The 18,173-nt window shown below is 35.5% G+C and carries 18 protein-coding genes and 1 riboswitch; of the genes, 3 read left to right on the top strand and 15 right to left on the bottom strand.

Annotated features, from left to right (window positions below; genetic code table 11):
- Nucleotides 1-145 precede the first annotated feature (145 nt).
- Complete coding sequence (gene mnmE / locus BQ5209_RS09885) at nt 146-1,507, top strand: tRNA uridine-5-carboxymethylaminomethyl(34) synthesis GTPase MnmE (protein WP_085248589.1); 1,362 nt, start codon at nt 146-148, stop codon at nt 1,505-1,507.
- 355 nt (nt 1,508-1,862) lie between these two features.
- Here mnmE and BQ5209_RS09880 read toward each other — a convergent pair whose 3' ends face one another.
- Together BQ5209_RS09880 and BQ5209_RS09875 are read right to left on the bottom strand one after the other, a co-directional pair.
- Nucleotides 1,863-2,894 (bottom strand): AI-2E family transporter, encoded by a 1,032-nt coding sequence (locus tag BQ5209_RS09880; protein WP_085248587.1) that lies wholly within the window; start codon nt 2,892-2,894, stop codon nt 1,863-1,865.
- Between the two features lie 476 nt (nt 2,895-3,370).
- Nucleotides 3,371-4,306 (bottom strand): hypothetical protein, encoded by a 936-nt coding sequence (locus BQ5209_RS09875; RefSeq protein WP_085248585.1) that lies wholly within the window; start codon nt 4,304-4,306, stop codon nt 3,371-3,373.
- A gap of 136 nt (nt 4,307-4,442) precedes the next feature.
- Between BQ5209_RS09875 and BQ5209_RS09870 the strand changes: the two genes are divergently transcribed.
- Both BQ5209_RS09870 and BQ5209_RS09865 read left to right on the top strand, forming a co-directional pair.
- Nucleotides 4,443-4,646 (top strand): heavy-metal-associated domain-containing protein, encoded by a 204-nt coding sequence (locus BQ5209_RS09870; RefSeq protein ID WP_208610021.1) that lies wholly within the window; start codon nt 4,443-4,445, stop codon nt 4,644-4,646.
- Nucleotides 4,647-4,792: 146 nt separating this feature from the next.
- The gene (locus tag BQ5209_RS09865) at nt 4,793-5,248 is read left to right on the top strand and encodes an STY0301 family protein (RefSeq protein ID WP_085248583.1); all 456 of its coding nucleotides are present in this window, start codon (nt 4,793-4,795) and stop codon (nt 5,246-5,248) included.
- Between the two features lie 169 nt (nt 5,249-5,417).
- Here the strand turns inward: BQ5209_RS09865 and thiD are convergent, their stop codons facing one another.
- From thiD to BQ5209_RS09800, 13 genes are all read right to left on the bottom strand, one after another.
- Nucleotides 5,418-6,215 (bottom strand): bifunctional hydroxymethylpyrimidine kinase/phosphomethylpyrimidine kinase, encoded by a 798-nt coding sequence (gene thiD, locus BQ5209_RS09860; protein WP_085248580.1) that lies wholly within the window; start codon nt 6,213-6,215, stop codon nt 5,418-5,420.
- 11 nt (nt 6,216-6,226) lie between these two features.
- Nucleotides 6,227-6,868, bottom strand: coding sequence for a thiamine phosphate synthase (gene thiE / locus BQ5209_RS09855; RefSeq protein ID WP_085248578.1), 642 nt, complete (start codon nt 6,866-6,868; stop codon nt 6,227-6,229).
- Between the two features lie 12 nt (nt 6,869-6,880).
- Nucleotides 6,881-7,666, bottom strand: coding sequence for a hydroxyethylthiazole kinase (gene thiM / locus BQ5209_RS09850; RefSeq protein WP_085248576.1), 786 nt, complete (start codon nt 7,664-7,666; stop codon nt 6,881-6,883).
- Between the two features lie 56 nt (nt 7,667-7,722).
- Nucleotides 7,723-7,824, bottom strand: a riboswitch (TPP riboswitch).
- A 39-nt stretch (nt 7,825-7,863) separates the two neighbouring features.
- Nucleotides 7,864-9,225 (bottom strand): Trk system potassium transporter TrkA, encoded by a 1,362-nt coding sequence (gene trkA, locus BQ5209_RS09845; RefSeq protein WP_085248574.1) that lies wholly within the window; start codon nt 9,223-9,225, stop codon nt 7,864-7,866.
- Nucleotides 9,226-9,336: 111 nt separating this feature from the next.
- Complete coding sequence (gene trpS, locus BQ5209_RS09840; protein ID WP_085248571.1) at nt 9,337-10,332, bottom strand: tryptophan--tRNA ligase; 996 nt, start codon at nt 10,330-10,332, stop codon at nt 9,337-9,339.
- Between the two features lie 23 nt (nt 10,333-10,355).
- Nucleotides 10,356-11,051 carry a phosphoglycolate phosphatase gene (locus BQ5209_RS09835; RefSeq protein ID WP_085248569.1) on the bottom strand — a complete coding sequence of 232 codons (696 nt, stop codon included), beginning with the start codon at nt 11,049-11,051 and terminating at the stop codon, nt 10,356-10,358.
- On the bottom strand, nt 11,044-11,721 hold the full coding sequence (gene rpe, locus BQ5209_RS09830; RefSeq protein WP_085248567.1) for a ribulose-phosphate 3-epimerase: 678 nt from the start codon (nt 11,719-11,721) through the stop codon (nt 11,044-11,046). The genes BQ5209_RS09835 and rpe overlap by 8 nt, the downstream gene beginning before the upstream one ends.
- Before the next feature lie 38 nt (nt 11,722-11,759).
- Entirely contained in the window at nt 11,760-12,581 is an 822-nt protein-coding gene (locus BQ5209_RS09825) for a Dam family site-specific DNA-(adenine-N6)-methyltransferase (protein WP_085248565.1), read from the bottom strand.
- A 48-nt stretch (nt 12,582-12,629) separates the two neighbouring features.
- On the bottom strand, nt 12,630-13,430 hold the full coding sequence (locus BQ5209_RS09820; protein ID WP_085248563.1) for an SPOR domain-containing protein: 801 nt from the start codon (nt 13,428-13,430) through the stop codon (nt 12,630-12,632).
- A 69-nt stretch (nt 13,431-13,499) separates the two neighbouring features.
- On the bottom strand, nt 13,500-14,021 hold the full coding sequence (aroK, locus tag BQ5209_RS09815) for a shikimate kinase AroK (protein WP_085248561.1): 522 nt from the start codon (nt 14,019-14,021) through the stop codon (nt 13,500-13,502).
- A 185-nt stretch (nt 14,022-14,206) separates the two neighbouring features.
- Complete coding sequence (gutQ, locus tag BQ5209_RS09810; RefSeq protein ID WP_085248559.1) at nt 14,207-15,169, bottom strand: arabinose-5-phosphate isomerase GutQ; 963 nt, start codon at nt 15,167-15,169, stop codon at nt 14,207-14,209.
- A 201-nt stretch (nt 15,170-15,370) separates the two neighbouring features.
- Nucleotides 15,371-15,994 carry a LysE family translocator gene (locus tag BQ5209_RS09805; RefSeq protein WP_085248557.1) on the bottom strand — a complete coding sequence of 208 codons (624 nt, stop codon included), beginning with the start codon at nt 15,992-15,994 and terminating at the stop codon, nt 15,371-15,373.
- A 9-nt stretch (nt 15,995-16,003) separates the two neighbouring features.
- Nucleotides 16,004-17,446, bottom strand: coding sequence for an LTA synthase family protein (locus tag BQ5209_RS09800; RefSeq protein WP_085248555.1), 1,443 nt, complete (start codon nt 17,444-17,446; stop codon nt 16,004-16,006).
- Nucleotides 17,447-18,173 lie beyond the last annotated feature (727 nt).

Here is an 18,173-nt window from a genome sequence, read left to right as displayed (position 1 = left end):
AATAATTGCTTTGTAGCTACTGATTAAACTATATTATTTTTTTAATAGCTTATTTTTGTCATCATTGATAAATGGTCAATAGCTGTTTTTGCGTCTTGTCCATGATATCATGACGTATTGCTGTTTAATTTAGAAATTGATATATATGAATTCAGATACTATTGTCGCACAAGCAACCCCACCCGGTCGTGGAGGGGTAGGTATTTTACGTATTTCAGGTCCCAAAGCGCAAGCGGTTGCCCAAGCTGTATTGGGCAGATTGCCCAAACCGCGTTATGCCGATTATTTACCGTTTTTAGCATCGGATGGCACCACTCTAGATGAAGGTATTGCCTTATTTTTCCCAAATCCGCATTCATTTACTGGCGAAGATGTGCTGGAACTACAAGGACATGGTGGACCTGTTATTTTAGATTTACTGTTAAAACGTGTTCTTGAAGTTCCAAATGTCCGTATTGCTCGTCCAGGTGAATTTTCAGAACGGGCATTTTTAAATGATAAATTAGATTTAGCCCAAGCTGAAGCGATTGCTGATTTAATCGACGCTAGTTCTGAGCAAGCGGCAAAATCTGCAATATCATCACTACAAGGTATCTTTTCTAAAAAAATAAATGCACTGGTTGAGTCATTAATCCATTTACGTATTTTTACTGAAGCGGCGATTGACTTTCCCGAAGAAGAGATTGACTTTCTATCAGATGGTAAAATTGAAGCTCAGCTAAACGAAGTCATAACTCGTTTAAGCGAAGTTCGTCAAGAGGCAAAGCAAGGAACGCTATTAAGAGAAGGTATGAAAGTCGTTATAGCAGGGCGCCCTAATGCCGGTAAATCAAGCTTACTTAATGCCTTAGCTGGTCGTGATGCTGCTATTGTGACTGATATAGCAGGCACAACCCGAGATGTTTTACGTGAGCATATCCATATCGACGGCATGCCACTACATATTATCGACACAGCCGGACTACGTGAAGCGAGTGACGAAGTGGAACGGATTGGCATTGAACGCGCTTGGCAAGAAATTGAACAAGCTGATCGCGTATTATTTATGGTTGACAGCACAACCACCAACGAAACCAATCCAGAACAGCTATGGCCAGAATTTATTCAGCGCTTACCTAAAAATATGCCAGTCACCGTGATTCGAAATAAAGCCGATTTAACTGGCGAAGCACTAGAATACAGTGAGGTAAACGGCTACTCGCTTATTCAACTTTCGGCTCGAACAGGTGAAGGTATTGCCTTACTAAGAGAACATCTAAAACAGGCCATGGGCTTTACCAGTAGTACTGAAGGTGGATTCTTAGCCCGACGTCGCCACTTACAAGCACTCGAAAAAGCGGCAGATCACTTAAACAATGGTAAGCACCAACTTATCACATTCCATGCTGGTGAATTGCTTGCCGAAGAACTAAGGCTAGCGCAAGAAGCATTAAGTGAAATCACAGGGCAATTTACCTCTGATGATTTGTTAGGTCGCATATTTAGTTCGTTTTGCATAGGTAAGTAAACACATTTTATAAAATGTTTCAAAAAAGATGTTGAATTAATTTTATTTTTTGTTTTTTTAACAACCACTGTTACTATCCTAAAATAGTACAACCAAAAGTTGAAAACTATTTTTTCATAAAAGTAAAAGAGGATGTAATGATAAAAAAAGCTATAGCACCTACTAAGGCACGGAAAATGCGGAAAGAGGAATGACAAGCTAGCCCATCGTGTTACCGTCGCTATAAATTGCGCTATAGCTGGCTTGTCGATATTCCATTGTTCAACATTTAGCTTGCTGATTGATCATCAATAAACAATCGATTCTTAATAGCACAAATCATGATAATGGTAACATGATGAATCAATGATTAGATTTAAATAATTCTTAGTTCTTTTAATGATAATTTAATAAATGCATAAAAAACAGGTGCAAAAATTAAACCAATGATGCCAAAAACAGTTTCTAAAAAGAGCATTGCAATTAACAATTCACAGATACCAGCATGAATTTTTGTCCCGACTATTTTTGCATTAAGTACATATTCCATTTTATGAATTAAGATTAAATAAACAATAATCACCATTGCGACGGTGAATGATACGGTGAATGCAACAAAAAAGATTAATCCATTAACAATCAGGTTACCAATAATTGGAATAAGGCCAAAAATAAATGTTGCTAGTACTAAACTTTTACTAAACGGTAAATGAACACCAAACGCAGGCAAAATAATAAATAGCAAAATAGCGGTCATTATGGTATTAAATAATGCAATCACAACTTGTGATATAGCAACATATTGAAATACCACGACTAATCGGTTTAAACTGGTTTTTAACGCTTTAGTTAATGCTCTTGGTTTTATTTGGTTATCATCGCTAATACGTTGATTTTCTTTATAGCCTAAGATTAATCCAATAATCATTCCTACAATTAATATGACTAAATCATGAAATACTTTTTTGATGATAGATTGTAGATAAAATATATGATCTTTAAGATAAACCATTATAGTGGATTTAACTACATCTAGATCATCAGGTAAATAGTGAGTAATATTCGACGGTAAGCTGTTTATTACATTATTGACCACTAATTTCAAATTCATTAACGTTTCGGTAGGATGCTTGGCCATATCAACAAACCAAGCAAATAAATACCAAAAGCCACTAATAAGAATACTCATAATCAGCGTCGTTAGTACTAATACCGAAATTAATTTTGACTGATGGCTAAAACGTACCATTTTTCGTGATAAAAAAGCATCTAATTTCTGTGTTAATGTATAGGTTAATAAACCAGCAATCACAGCTGGCATTAAATGCACTTGCATTAAAATAATAAAAAAAACGGAAAATAGCGTGAGGCAAAATAGACCTAATTTCTGATTATTACTAAGTAACATGATAAATAATTTCCTTTAATAAACAATATGTTATTTTAAAATAGACATAGGTAAAGGTGAAAAATTGATAGGATTATAGCAGATGGTTAATTGTTCGTCCGCTTTTTGCTATTAGTTAAATAGGTCATCCTTATTAGAAGAGCTTGTTATGCGATAAAATGGATGATTTCCCCCTTTAGTTTTTATAAAATATTGCGTTTATCACTCAATGCGATTTCGAATTAACCTATATTTGATGACAATAAATCGGATGGTTAATTTAAAGCCATATTTACTAACAATATAAAGCTGTCTTTAAACATTGGGCATATGCTAATTGGCTACCAGAGATCAGCTGAATGAATTGAAGCTAAGGTGAGAGGACAGCCTGTTTGATGAGCTGTTTAGGCATAAAATAAATTTGATTTTTTTTATTCCTTTTAAAAGAGGTTGTTTAACAACCTCTTTTTCTATTTTTTGAAAATGATTAAGGATGATTATTTGATCACATAAAAGTTGACGTCGCGAGCATCTCGGATGGCATTTAGAAATTGTCCTAATGTTTTATGATAACTTCGATCGGGATCATTGTCGTTAGTACATTTCTTTTCTGAAGCGTAGCCTTGAACAACCGCATCATCGGTGCCTAGCTTATTAAATGATTTTACAAAATCGCTTCCTTTTAATGTATAAAGATGATTCCAATCATCTAACAGTTTTTTCATATATTGGCGACCTTCCTCACATTTGATGCTATTTAAATCAATATTTGGAATAACATATTGGGTAATGTCTATGAACTTTTTAGGATGAGATGGGAAGCTAATTTCTTCTTGCACTTCATCTTGTTTTAAATAGTCAATAAAATCACTTTCGCGGTATAATTTTTTAAATCGCTCGTAATAAGTTTGGTGTTTTTTTAAATTTAGATTTTGTGTTATTTCTTCTGGAAAAGGTTGATCGACAGAGTAACTCCACCGATAATTGCTCCTTTCAATAAATACATCATTGATTATTTTTACAGGAAGTTCTATTTCCGATGCTTGGCCGTTAATAATAACAGGAATACGATTTAGCTCTTTTTCTATTACTTTATCATATTCTTTATTATCCATATTAGAGGTTGTATATACCACTGTGTGTAACAAATAATTGCTTTGTGTTGGGTTAATAAAACCTGACTCAGCGAATTTAGCTGGCTTTACAATAAAATCAAATGAATCATTATTATACGACAAGGTATGCTTGCCATATTCAAACGTATAATTAACGCCTGATTTTGCTGGAATGGTTACTTCATTACCATCAATGGTAACTTTGATTTCGTTGTTAGTAGGATTGTCGATCCAACGCTCAATAGAACTAGGCTCAGAACAGCCGACAAGCGTTAAGCCACAAACCAACAGTAAAGAATATTTTATTTTTTTCATCATAATATTTTGTTATAAGTATAAAAAGAAAACAAATACTACCATATTTGTGAAAAAAAATTAAATGTAAGCAGATAAAATTAGTGTTATAAATAGATATCTTATTTATTAAATATGCATTAGTAATAAAGGGGTTTTTATGAAATTAATAGTCGATAATATGAGTTGTCAGCATTGCGTGACAACAATAATAAATGCGATTAATAATATTGATCCACAGGCAAAAGTGACCGTTGATTTAGCTAAGCATGAAGTTGATATTGAAAGTAGTATTATCTCGCAAGAAGCCGCAATTACTGCTATTAATGAGGCTGGTTATGAATTTGTTGAGATTGCGTACTAACTACATCCTATATTTTGTATCTCTAGGGTATTTTGCTTTAAATCTCCCTGTGATTAGTACTATTTTATAGTATTAGCATAATTGTTTGAAATATTAGAATACTTCTATCTTTTTATTGATAGGTAGTATTTAGATGGACATATAATATGAAAGGTAAAATGTTGAGCATTACGATGGCTATTATGGCTTGGTTTGGTGCTGTGTTTTTTGTTAATGCTTATCAGATTGAGTGCCCACAAAAAATTGACGTTAAAGAAAAAGTAGAAAACATGCGCGAAGGATGGGAGTTTTTTGAGAAAGATAGTCTGAGTAGCGCTTTTCATAGCATGATTGTTTATTATGATCATCCTTCTAGAATGGCGGTTTTAAAACCAGCAAAAGGAACGGTTGATGGTAAGAAACATGAGTTAATATGGGAAGTTAATCACTATACAGACGTTGAACCTTATTATGTTAGTTGCGCTTACAGTACAAGCAGAATTGAGTTAATAAAAAAAATTGATTTATCAATGAAAAGTTGTTGGGCTGACTACTCTAAAAATGAACAAGGAAAAAAAGGGACACTTACTTGTAGCACAAGTGAAGCAAAGAATCTGCATTAGTTAAGGTATGGGATTTTTATTACATGCATTAGCAGATAGCTCAAATCCCACTAACATTTAGTGTGACAGTACATTTTTCAATGCATTAATTTAATTTTTATCCTTTAGTGATATTTTCCATAGAAATTATAAATCGACTAAAATCAATTTAAGTCTATTTATTTACTTATTACCACCATTGATAAAAATGATGAGTAGGACCAATGCCATTACCAATGGCTAAATCGTCAGCATGGCTAATAGCTCCTTGTAAATAGTTTTTAGCCTGCTTAATGGTCTGTTCTAAATTGTTATATTTTGGTAATAATGCTGCAATTGCGGCAGATAGTGTGCAACCTGTTCCGTGGGTATTTTTAGTTTTAACTCTTGGAAAAGCCATTCTTATAACATTATTTTGAGTTATCAAATAATCAGGGCTTTCATTGCTGGGCAAATGTCCTCCTTTCATTAATACTGCTTTACAGCCTAACTTGAGTAACTCATATCCTTGTTTTTGCATATCATCTTCGGTTTTGGCTTCGTTACAATTAAGTAGTGCAGCTGCTTCTGGTAAGTTGGGCGTGATGATGGTTGCTAGGGGCAGTAAAAGTTCGCCAATGGCTGTGATGGCGTCAGGTTTTAGGAGCGAATGTCCCCCTTTGGCGACCATGACGGTGTCTAATACGATGATCGGGATTGGGTTACTTTTTAGTAGATGGTGGACGGTTGTGACTATCTCTTTATTCATCAGCATGCCCATTTTTACACTATCAATTGGAATATCTTGATAAAGCGTATTAAATTGGGCTTCAATAAATTCTGGTGAGATCGCTAATACCTCATCAACCCCTTGTGTGCTTTGTGCCGTTAAGGCCGTAATGACTGACATGCCATAAGCGCCGAGTGCAGAAAAGGTTTTTAAATCGGCTTGAATACCTGCGCCACCGCTAGGGTCAGATCCAGCAATGGTTAATGCAATTGTTGTCATAATAGTATTTCCTATTTAGCTTGTTTGATTTTGTTAATAAGCGATAACGTTGCTTGTTGAATATCTTTTTTGCCACAAATAGCCGAAACCACTGCAATACCGTCAATGCCTGTTTGGATGACATTAGTTACATTGTTTTCATCAATACCACCAATGGCAACAGCAGGGCACAGCTTTAGTTCTACTAACTTGGTTAACTGTTCGGTTCCCAGTGCGGCCGTTGCATCTTTTTTGGTTGTTGTTGGAAAGATAGGACCAATACCAATATAATCAATCAGTTGCCAAGGAGTAGTATCAAGTTGTTGGCGATTAGATATTGAAAGCCCTAACAATTTATCTTTGCCTATGAGTTGGCGAGTGACATCGGCAGGTAAATCACTTTGTCCAATATGTACGCCATCGGCATTAACTGCTAAAGCAATATCCACATGATCATTTATAAATAATGGGACAGCTGTATCACTTAACGCTTCTTTCAATGCTAATGCGGCTTGATACCATTGTTTACCTGCCATTTCTTTTTCTGATCTTAACTGTATAGCGGTTACGCCGTTTTTGACAGCAATTTTAGTTGTATTGACCATACCACTAATGCCACCGCAGAGTAGTGGATCGAGCACTAAATAAAGGCTTAAATCCAGTTGTTTTTTCATCTTATATCCTTATTAAAGCGATGGGTTAAATAGTGAGAGTTGATCTAATAGGGATACCGAGAAGGTACCTAACCCTTGCTGTTTATTGGCAAGTTCAGCGGATTTTTTCATCATAAAACATGCCGAGGCGGTAGCAGATAAAGGGTCAGGTGAATTGGCTATAAAAGCTGCTACCATGGCGGATAATGAACATCCTGTTCCCGTCACTTTAGTTAAAGCAATATCGCCCCCAGTTATGCTATATACGTTGTTACCATTAGTGATATAGTCGATATCACCTGTCACTGCAACGATTGTTTGATATTTTTGTGCAATTTCTCTGGCAGCGTTTAAAGCTGATTGGGTTGAGTTTTGACCGTCAGGTCCTTTTGCCGATGCGTTTTGACCATTTAGTGTTAATATTTCTGAGGCATTACCACGTATTACCGTTGGTTTTAATGATAATAATTGATATGCAATTTCAGTACGATAATTAAGTGCAGGTCCTACCGCGACGGGATCGAGTACCCATGGTGTTTGTGTTTGCTGCGCTTTAGCTGCTGCTAATAACATACTTGTGGCTATGTTGCTGTGAATGGTACCAATATTAATCAATAAACTATCGGCAATGGAAACAAATGCAGCAACTTCTTGCTCGGCAACAACCATTGCCGGTGATGCGCCAATGGCAAGTAGTACATTGGCGGTAAAATTTTGGACTACATCATTAGTTATGCAATGCACAAGTGGGCGTTGTTGTTTAATATGATGGATAAAACAGGTCGCCTGCTTGGTTTGAAATGATTTGCTGATAGGCATATCTCTCCCTTCCTTATTATTTATACATATGAGGGGAAGAATTGGCCAATTTAGTGCCTTTATGGCTTAGACTTCCCTACGCTGGCATAATCCAGATCAGGTTCAACGGGTAAAATCTCAGTTTTTTGTTAAAACAAAAAACACCCCGAGTCAAAATTTATTGGGTTAGTATGAACTGACTATCTATTTTTAACAAGTTATTGTAATAATTTTTCAATATCGGTAATTGCCTTTCTATCTGGTAAAAAGATGATTAGATGATCATTCTCTTCTATAGTTAAATCAGTATTAACAATAATAACATCTTCACCACGCACTACAGCGCCAATGGTTGCGCCCGAAGGTAGTTTTAAGCCATTAATATTTTTGCCAACCAGTCTTGATGTTTCACTACTACCATTGGCAACAATTTCGACAATTTCAGATTCACCTTGTCTTAGTGAAACGACTTTAACAACGCCTGTTTGTCTTACATGACTTAGAAGCTCTGAAATGGTGGCATGTTGTGGTGAAATTGCAATATCAATCACACTATCATTAATTAGTTCAAGATAGGCTTGGCGTTGAATTGATACAATCACTTTTTTAGCCCCCATTCTTTTGGCTAGCATAGAGGACATGATATTGGACTCATCATCACCGGTGACAGCAATAAACAGATCCGTAAGTTCAACTTGTTCTTGTGAGAGCAATTCTTGATCCGATGATTCTCCGTGCAGAACTGTGGTATTAGTAAGTTGCTCAGCAATTAATTCGGCACGTTCGGCATTGCGTTCGATTAATTTTACTTGATAGTCATTTTCTAAACGCTTTGCTAAAGTGACAGCTACGCCACCACCGCCACTAATGATGATTCGTTTATAAGGCTTTTCTAACCGTTGTAACTCACTGGTCACAGCTTTGATATTAACTGGTGGGGTGATGAAATAAACCATATCACCGGCTTCAATTAGGGTTGATGCTAGTGGACGTATAAAGCGATTTTTACGATAAATTGCGACAACCCGAGCTTCAACATGGGGTAAGTGCTCTTTAAGCCCAGAAAGTTCACTGCCAACTAAAGCACCACCATAATAGGCGGTAACAGCCACCAAACAGACTCGATTGTCATAAAAAGACGCAAATTGTAACGAACCAGGATATTGTACTAATTGACTAATATGGTTAGTAATAAGGTTTTCTGGGGCAATGATATGATCAATATTAATACAATTTTTATTGAACAAAGGGTAATGTTCGTCATTGTATTCAGGTGCTCTAATGCGAGCGACCTTTTGTGGAATGTCAAACATGACATGACCAATTTGGCATGCCATCATGTTGACTTCATCAGAATTAGTTACAGCAACAAGCATATCAGCTGATTCCGCGCCTGCACTTTCTAAAACTTGAGGATAGGATGATTTCCCACAAATCACCTGTAAATCAAAACGTTCTTGTAGTGATTGTAATTTGTCATGATTTTCATCAATCACAGTCACATCGTTTTGTTTTTCGGTAACGAGATATTCAGCAAGTGCACTACCTGTTTGTCCTGCACCAAGAATAATAATCTTCATAACTAACCCGTATTGTTAAATGGCTTTAATTGTTGCCAAGTTACTTAGTCTATTAAAGCCATTGCATACTGTTTTATTTGTAGTAATAATCAGTTATTGATTTGCCCATTATTATACAAAGCCGATTGCATCATAAACTTTTTTCAAAGTTGGTTCGGCTTTTGAGCGTGCTTTTTCAGCTCCTTCTTGCATGATTGACAATAGATAACTTTCATCATCTCGGTATTGATGATACTTGGCTTGCAAAGCACTTAGCATGTCAATGACTTGCGTTGCAACTTCATTTTTGAGATGACCATACATTTTGCCTTCAAATTCTTTTTCAAGGTCGGCAATGGGCTTACCTGTCACACCAGTTAAAATATCAAGTAGGTTTGAAACGCCAGCTTTATTTTTTAAATCATAACGTACTACTGGCGGTTCATCAGAATCGGTCATTGCACGTTTGATTTTCTTTTCGATTTCTTTAGGATTTTCAAGTAAACCAATGACGTTATTGCGGTTTTCGTCTGATTTAGACATTTTTTTTGTTGGTTCTTGCAATGACATAACGCGTGCACCTACTTTGGCAATAAAAGGTTCTGGAATAGTAAAAATATCGCCATAAAGCGCATTAAACCGCATCGCAATATCGCGTGATAATTCAAGGTGTTGTTTTTGATCGTCACCCACAGGCACTAAGTTTGCTTGGTAGAGCAAAATATCTGCAGCCATCAACACAGGGTAGTCAAACAAACCAGCATTGATGTTTTGAGAATGACGAGTTGATTTATCTTTAAATTGAGTCATACGACTAAGTTCACCAAAATAGGTGTAACAATTTAATGCCCAGCCCAGTTCTGCATGCGCAGGTACTTGTGACTGTACAAAAATAGTGCTTTTTTGCGGATCGATACCACAAGCCAAATAAAGGGCCAGTGTATCTAATGTGGCTTTACGTAATTTATTTGGATCTTGGCGTACGGTAATGGCATGTTGATTGACAATACAATAAACGCAATCATATTCGCCTTGCAGAGCTACCCAATTTTTTAACGCACCTAAGTAGTTGCCAAGTGTTAATTCTCCTGAAGGCTGAGCGCCACTAAATACAATCGGTTTACTCATAATTTATTCCTAATTTATACTAATTATTTTTTTGCATCAGCTTTTGGCTGAGGTAATAATGTTAATATGTCTTTAAAATCATCTACTAGAAAATCAGGATTGCTAGTAGCAATTGAAATACCATAGTTATAGCCATAGCTTAATGCAACGGTTGGACAGTTGGCATTTTGCGCTGCGGTAATATCATTTTTAGAATCGCCAACGAAAAGTAACTGATCACTAAATAATCCAAATGTAGCCATTACTTGATACAACGGTGCTGGATGTGGTTTTAATTTAATTACATCACCCCCACCAAGTACTAACGAAAAATACTCTTTTATCCCTAAAGAAGTCAGCAAGGCGGGCAAAAATTGTGCAGGTTTATTGGTCACTAATGCCAGTGGATAATCATTATCATAAAGCACTTTTAAGGTCTCTTTAACATTGGGAAATAGTTTCGTTTCAGCATCAATGACCTTGTCATAATGCTGGTTAAATAGCTCCTTAGCTTTTGCAAATAGCTCTGTTGATGGATCAACTTCAATTGCTTTGAACACTCGTTCTAACATGATATTAATACCATTACCGACAAAATTTTTGACTTGTTCATTGCTAATTGTCGGTAGATTCAACTCTGCTAACATATTTTGTGTAGCTAGTGCCAGCCCCGGCACACTATCAACCAATGTACCATCTAAATCAAATGCTATTGCTTGAATATTTTCTAATTTATTCATATATAACTCCTGCTAACTCTTTACGCATGGCATCAATAACGGCTTTATAATCAGGTTGGCTAAATATAGCTGAGCCCGCAACAAACATATCAGCCCCTGCTTTGGCAATTTCTGCGATATTTTCTACTTTTACGCCACCATCAATTTCTAAACGAATATCGCGCCCAGATTCAATAATGCGTTGTTTGGTTTGTTGTAATTTCTTAATAGTGGAAGATATAAAAGATTGTCCGCCAAAACCAGGATTAACACTCATTAATAGAATAATATCAACTTTATCAATAATATAATCTAAATAATCAAGTGGTGTAGCTGGATTAAGTACAATACCTGCAGTGCAACCATGATCTTTAATTAACTGTAAAGAACGATCCAAATGAACAGTCGCTTCTGGGTGGATAGAGATATTGGTTGCACCAGCTTTGGCAAATGAGACTATTAACTCTTCAACAGGTGATACCATTAAATGCACATCAATAGGGGCTTTGATGCCATAGTTTCGCAGTGCTTTACAAAACATTGCCCCCATGGTGAGATTAGGTACAAAATGGTTATCCATAACATCAAAATGGATAACATCAGCGCCAGCATCAAGAACTTTTTGAGTATCTTCACCAAGACGAGCAAAATCAGCTGATAATATTGATGGAGCAATTAAGTATTCTTTCATAACTTACCTCTAATAACTCACCTTAAATTGAAGTCTTTTTATGACTTTTTATATAAGGCTAAAATCTCGTCGATTTTTTTACGTCCTTCGCCTGCACAACTAATAGATCGTCGCATTTCAGCTCGATAAAGATGACTTGCTTTACTATATAGGGTCATTGTGTAATCAGTGTAATGATTAGACACCAGCACCGGTATATCTTTTTTATATGCCATAGCTTCAGCCAATTGTGACAAGTTTTTGTGCTCTTCAAACCCAAAAATATTTGAATAATAAGCTGTAAATCCAGCTGAGTTATTCGGTGATATATAAGGTGGATCACAATAAATTACCGAATTTTGTTTCGCTTTCTTCATTACTTCGTGATAAGGAGCGCAAATAAACTGTGCCTTTTGTGCTTTTTCTGCAAAAAAGTATAGCTCTTTTTCTGGGAAATAAATTGTTTTATAACGCCCAAATGGTACGTTAAATAGTCCACTGTTATTATAACGACATAAGCCGTTATAGCCATGCCTATTTAGATAGACAAACAATAGTGATCTAAAATACTGGTCTTTACTACGATTAAATAAATCTCGAAGCTGATAAAATGCATCAGGTTGATTATTTTGAGCAACAAATAGCAATCTCAGATCACGGATAAATTGATCAGGACTTGATTTTAACAATGTAAATAATGAAATTAAGTCATGATTGATATCCGCTAAAATATAACTTTTGTAGTTGGTATTTAAAAATACTGAACCAGCGCCGACAAAAGGTTCAATCAACTGATCGCCTTCTGGTAGATACCGTTTTATTGTGTCTACAAGCTCATATTTTCCTCCAGCCCATTTTAAAAAGGCTCGTCGCTTCTTCAACGGATACTCCTGTTTGTCTTTGCTCGGATAAATAAACGATATCCTTGATTATTTTGCTGCTTTTTCTTTATTAATCGTTGCACTAGATTTAACCCATGGTTTGTCTTTTTGTAGTGCACTTGGTAAAGACTTGATTGCTTTATGTGCTTCTTCAGATGATGAGTAATTACCTTTAATTAAGATATACCATTTTTCATTATTGCGTTTAGTTTCATAAATTTGATAATTAGTAATCTTATGTTGATCAACAAACTTTTTTAGGCCATCAACTGATTTAGATGCGGTAAGTTGAATGCTATAGCTATTTTTAGCTAGCGTTAAATTATTTTCTAATCCACTGTTTTCACCAGATTTATGATGAGGTATCTTTTTACCAACAGTATCTTTAGTTATGCTAGCCTTTGTTGAATTCACATGTGTTGTAACGTTATTCGAACCTGAAACGTCATTAACATTTAGTGGTGTTAATGGCTTAGCCAGATTAGAGGTTATTTCAGGTTGTTGGTTACTTGTTTGGCCAACCTGTTCGTTTGGCACACTATTTTGCCCTGAACTGGTTTGCCTCGCATTTATTGTCAAAGCATCTTGTCCCTGCGTAACTGCATTATTCGGCATTTGCGATGTTGCAACATCATTAATATTCGGTGGTGTTAATGGTGTTGGTTGATTTTTGTTTGAAGTGGGAAACAAAATCAAGCTAAAAAATAGCAGAGTGATGATAACTGCTAGACCAAAAATTATTGACTTTTTTTTAAAAAAGTCTAGCAACATTTTTGGTACTTTTAATGAGAGTATAGCGCCTTTATTAGGTTGTTCAGATAAATAACGATCATCTCTATCAACACGCATTTTTACTCCTTAACCTATTAATAGGTTTATCGCTTTGCAATAATTTGCCGTCATAAGTCAATAAATGGTCTAAATTTGCTCTATTTTATCAATAATATAACTCGCAACACCTTTAGCACTTTGTTCATCAGTTTTAATTGTAATATCGGCAATTTCTTGGTAAAGAGGTTCACGCTCGCCGGCAAGTTCTTCGTAAAGCTCACGGGGAGTGTTACCACCTTGTAGTAATGGGCGTCGTTTATCTTTTTGTGTTCTTGCCATTTGCTTTTCAATGGTTGTTTCAAGATAGACAACAATTCCTCGAGCGGACAATCTATTGCGTGTCTCTTTAGATAAGACAGACCCGCCACCAGTTGCAAGAACGACGCCTTGTTTTTCAGTCAACTCATTAATGACTTTTTCTTCTCTGGCACGGAATCCGTCTTCCCCTTCTAGGTCAAAAATCCATGCAATATCGGCACCAGTACGTTTTTCAATCTCTTGATCTGAGTCAAAAAAATCCATGCCTAACTGTTGTGCAATTTGTCGGCCTATTGTGCTTTTTCCTGCCCCCATTGGGCCAATTAGAAAGATATTTCGCTTTTCTGCCATTGTAGTTTCATCATCTATTAATTTTGGTTAAAATATACAACACAATATCAACTTGCTATGATTTATAGAATCATTTGCATTATCACTGTGTAACTTTTCTTGGATCTCCGTCTAACGACAAAAATTTAGGTCGGTAATTATCTCAATAGATAGTACCTTTTGGCAATAGGTATTTATCAATAGTTTTAGCTAATACCCGCTTGATGCAAATCATGGATGTTTAATGCACCAATTAATTTACCTTCGCTATTAACAACGGGAGCTGCGGTAATGTTATGATCATTAAACGATTTTAATGCTTCAACGGCTTTCCAATTTTCAGGGATGCGATGCCCTGGGCTGGTCATAACGTCCATAATACTATCTTGTAATGTACCATTTTTTAATAATAATCGACGCAAATCACCATCGGTAAATACGCCAATTATTTTATTGTTATCTTGACAAATTGCAACTAACCCCACACCGGTACGGCTTAATTCTAGCATAGCATCAAATACCGTTGCAGTTTGTGAAATTTTAGGAATTCGATCGCCGGTTCGCATTACATCTCTCACGTGATTAAGTAATTTAGCACCTAAGCTACCAGCAGGATGAGAGCGAGCAAAATCTTCCTCTTTAAAGCCCCGTGCGCGCATTACAGCGATCGCAAGTGCATCGCCCATTAATAATGTATTGGTTGAACTTGATGTTGGCGCAAGTCCCATTGGGCAAGCTTCTTTTTCAATTGAAATATCAACAATGGCTTGAGCTGATTTTGCTAGTGGCGAATCTAATCCGCCAGTAATAGCAATAACCGGTACATTCATTTCGGCAAGAATAGGTAAAATTAAATTAAATTCCTTGGCTCGGCCCGAGTAAGAAATTAAAATAGCTACATCGTTTGGTGTAACCATCCCTAAATCGCCATGTAAGGCTTCCGATGGATGCATAAAAAAAGCTGGACTACCGGTACTTGCTAATGAAGCGGCAATTTTTTTACCTATGTGACCAGACTTTCCAATACCTGAAACAACCACTTTACCTTTGGTGTTTAAAATAAGTTGACATGCATTAACAAAATCGTTGCCTAGTCGATCAGGTAATTTTTGCGCTTCGTGTATCTCTAATTCAAGAAGCTCTCGACCATATTGTAATAATTTATCCATTTCAATTAGCCTATTGAATAAAAATGAGTGATCGGTGGATTTATAATCGGTAAACCAAGATGGAACAATTATAAAAACGACTACATTGTTATTAGTCTAGCAATTAAAGTTTGAATATTCAAAGAAGAACATCTATTTGTAAAAAACTTTCAGGAAAGTATACATTTTAGTATAAATATTTACTTACAAAACGTTAACAATTTAAATCCCCAAAGCAACTTTAATTCCTAGTGTAATTAAAATTATACCTAGTAATTTATCAATTATAAATTGAATTTTAAAATAACGCCGTTGCACGCTTTGTGTTTGTAAAATAACTACTACAAAAGGCCACCAAAAAATGGCTTCAATCCATATAACAACTGCGACGATAAGTTTATCAGTCATTGATGATTCAGCATCAAGTACTTGAGTAAAAATTGCTAGAAAAAATAACGTTGCTTTAGGATTTAGTAAATTACATAAAAATCCTTGCATAAAGGCTGATTTTTCTGAAATTAACTTTTGGGTCTGTTGCTTACCTATATAGATTGTATTTGGTTTTGGGGCAATTAGTGCCTTTATACCAAGCCATATTAGGTAAGTGGCACCGGCGTAACGTAAAGCATTATAAAGTAGTGGTGTGGTGGTGATAAGCACTGCAATGCCTGCAATACAATAGCTCATATGAACCAAGATGGCTATAATTACGCCTAAACAGGTGAGCAATGCCATTTTGCGGTTATAACTCAAGCTGTTTTTTAACACCAAAAAGAAATCAGGACCAGGCGATATCATACCTAGAAAACTAATCGTAGAGACTAAAATTAATGTATCAAAAGCCATTTTGTACGCCTATTTGAACACTTGTGCTGAATTATTGATCGTTGCAATATTGGATTTATTTTGTTCAATAAACTGTTTTTTATCAAAATTAGGCTTGGTTAAATAGTCAGTCAAAAATTTGGCATTACTTTCAATTTGTGCGCCGTTTAAAATTAAACGCGGCAAATCTATTTGATAAATGGCCTGATCAGGCTTTTTTTGTAGATCTTGTGTGCGTGCATTTGTTAATAAATAAAGTTTGCGCTCTTTTTGTGAAAGACGATTAATTGTTGGTGTGCCAGAACCCATCATTAAATGATCTGGAAAAATGTAAAATACCGTATCTTCTAAAATACCTGCATCTTTTAAATGTTGGATGAAAAGTCCTAAGTTATGATCTAACGATGCTGCAACAAACGACATGTTATCTGCTTTGGGTGAAATAACCGATCGCATTCTTTCATCATCAAAACCATTTGGTGCATGGGTTGATACAGTTGAAACAAACAAAGCAAAAGGTTTGTTTGCTTGGCGCATTTCGCTAATTTGTTTTTGCGCAACATCAAAAATATCTTTGTCATACAATCCAAAAGGTGCTGGTGGATATTGCCCAACATAGTTTTTTTCGGAAATAACTTGCATACCAAATAGTTCCGCAGTATGGCCAATGCCAGCAAAATCAGGGCTTGGCATTACATAACGGGTTTTATACCCCGCTTGTTTAAGCACATCCCCCAAACTGACTAAGTTTGTTTTATCTGCACGCATTAATGGTGATGTGGTGTAGCCGCCAATTAAAAAAGGCATCCCAGTCATATAAGTATACATTGATGCGGTAGTCCAACTGCTACCAGGGCTCATTGGCATATTGGCAAAAAAGGTATAATCTTGGCGAAGTTGTTGTAAATTAGGCGTTATGTTGTCAAAATCGAAAAAGCCTTGTTCAAACGACTCTAAAGATAGCACAATAATATTTTTCCCCTTATGGCTAACAAGCTGATTTTTATTAGTATAGTTAGTCATATTGAGTGATTGTAACGCTTGATCAAATGGCTTACGAGGGGCACTTGTCACTTGATAGATTTCGTATAAACGGCTTAATGGTCCATTGTGATAACTAATTGATACAATTGCTACAACGGCTAATAATAAACGAACAATTAAAGGGCATTTGCGTTTGCACCAATTCGCTAGTTTTGATAGCAAAAAAATAAGGGTAAAAAAGACAACAATAACCAAAGCAGCTTGTAATTTAAAAATAAATAGCCCTTCAATAATGTCATTAACGTTTAAATTCACATAAAACTGATAATCAATAAAGCCACCACTAAAGTAGATAGAAGTGAGCTCCATTACGATAAATACCGTCAGCAAAGTTATGACTAAAAGTTGCCATTTTTTCTGTTTAAAAAATGAGGCAAAAACAATCGTAATAATAAAAAGGGGTAAAACAATTAATGTCGATAATGGCATAAGATCTATTACTCAATTTATTCAAAAATCAATTTTGCCAAAGTATATACTTAAAGCACAAAAAATAAAAATATTGACTCATGTGTAGAAAAACACCGAATTGTTTATTCTTTATGATTAAAACAATCAGCTAAAACCACATAAGGCATTTTATCGAAAATCGCTTTATGTGGTTTAACCGTATAACAATGATTAATCAAGCAATTCATTTTCAGCTTTCTATCTTTTGAATCGCTAAATATTTGCAGATGATGCCATACCACCATTAATAGACGTATTACTCTTTCTGTTTTCCCCTTCGATTGAGTGCAGTTAGGTTGAATGAATTTTTCATTTATATAAGGATTACTACCTATTTTTTTATTGGTTAAAAAATAGAGTGATTTTTGTTAAAAACATTCAGGAATCTATACCGTTTCAGCGCTAAATTATATTAAATTTAATAAGTTAACAAATCTGATTGATAACGCATCAGGTTGCTTAAATCGCTTGTTCAACAAAGACGTTAAGTAGTTATTACTTACTGGTTTAACTAATAGAACTTATTCATATCAACCCAATAAATTAACTAAAAAACCATTAAATTTCTCATGCTAATAGTTTATACTCTGCTTGCATAATCGTTTGTGCTTAGCACCATAATCAGATGCATAACGATGCACAAATAACATAACTAAAAATAGCCTGCATGAATTATAAGGAATTGAGGAGAACAATATGGAAAACA

Source organism: Gilliamella mensalis, from assembly GCF_900103085.1.
Taxonomy (GTDB): domain Bacteria; phylum Pseudomonadota; class Gammaproteobacteria; order Enterobacterales; family Orbaceae; genus Gilliamella; species Gilliamella mensalis.
This window is presented reverse-complemented; position numbering and strand designations above follow the sequence as displayed.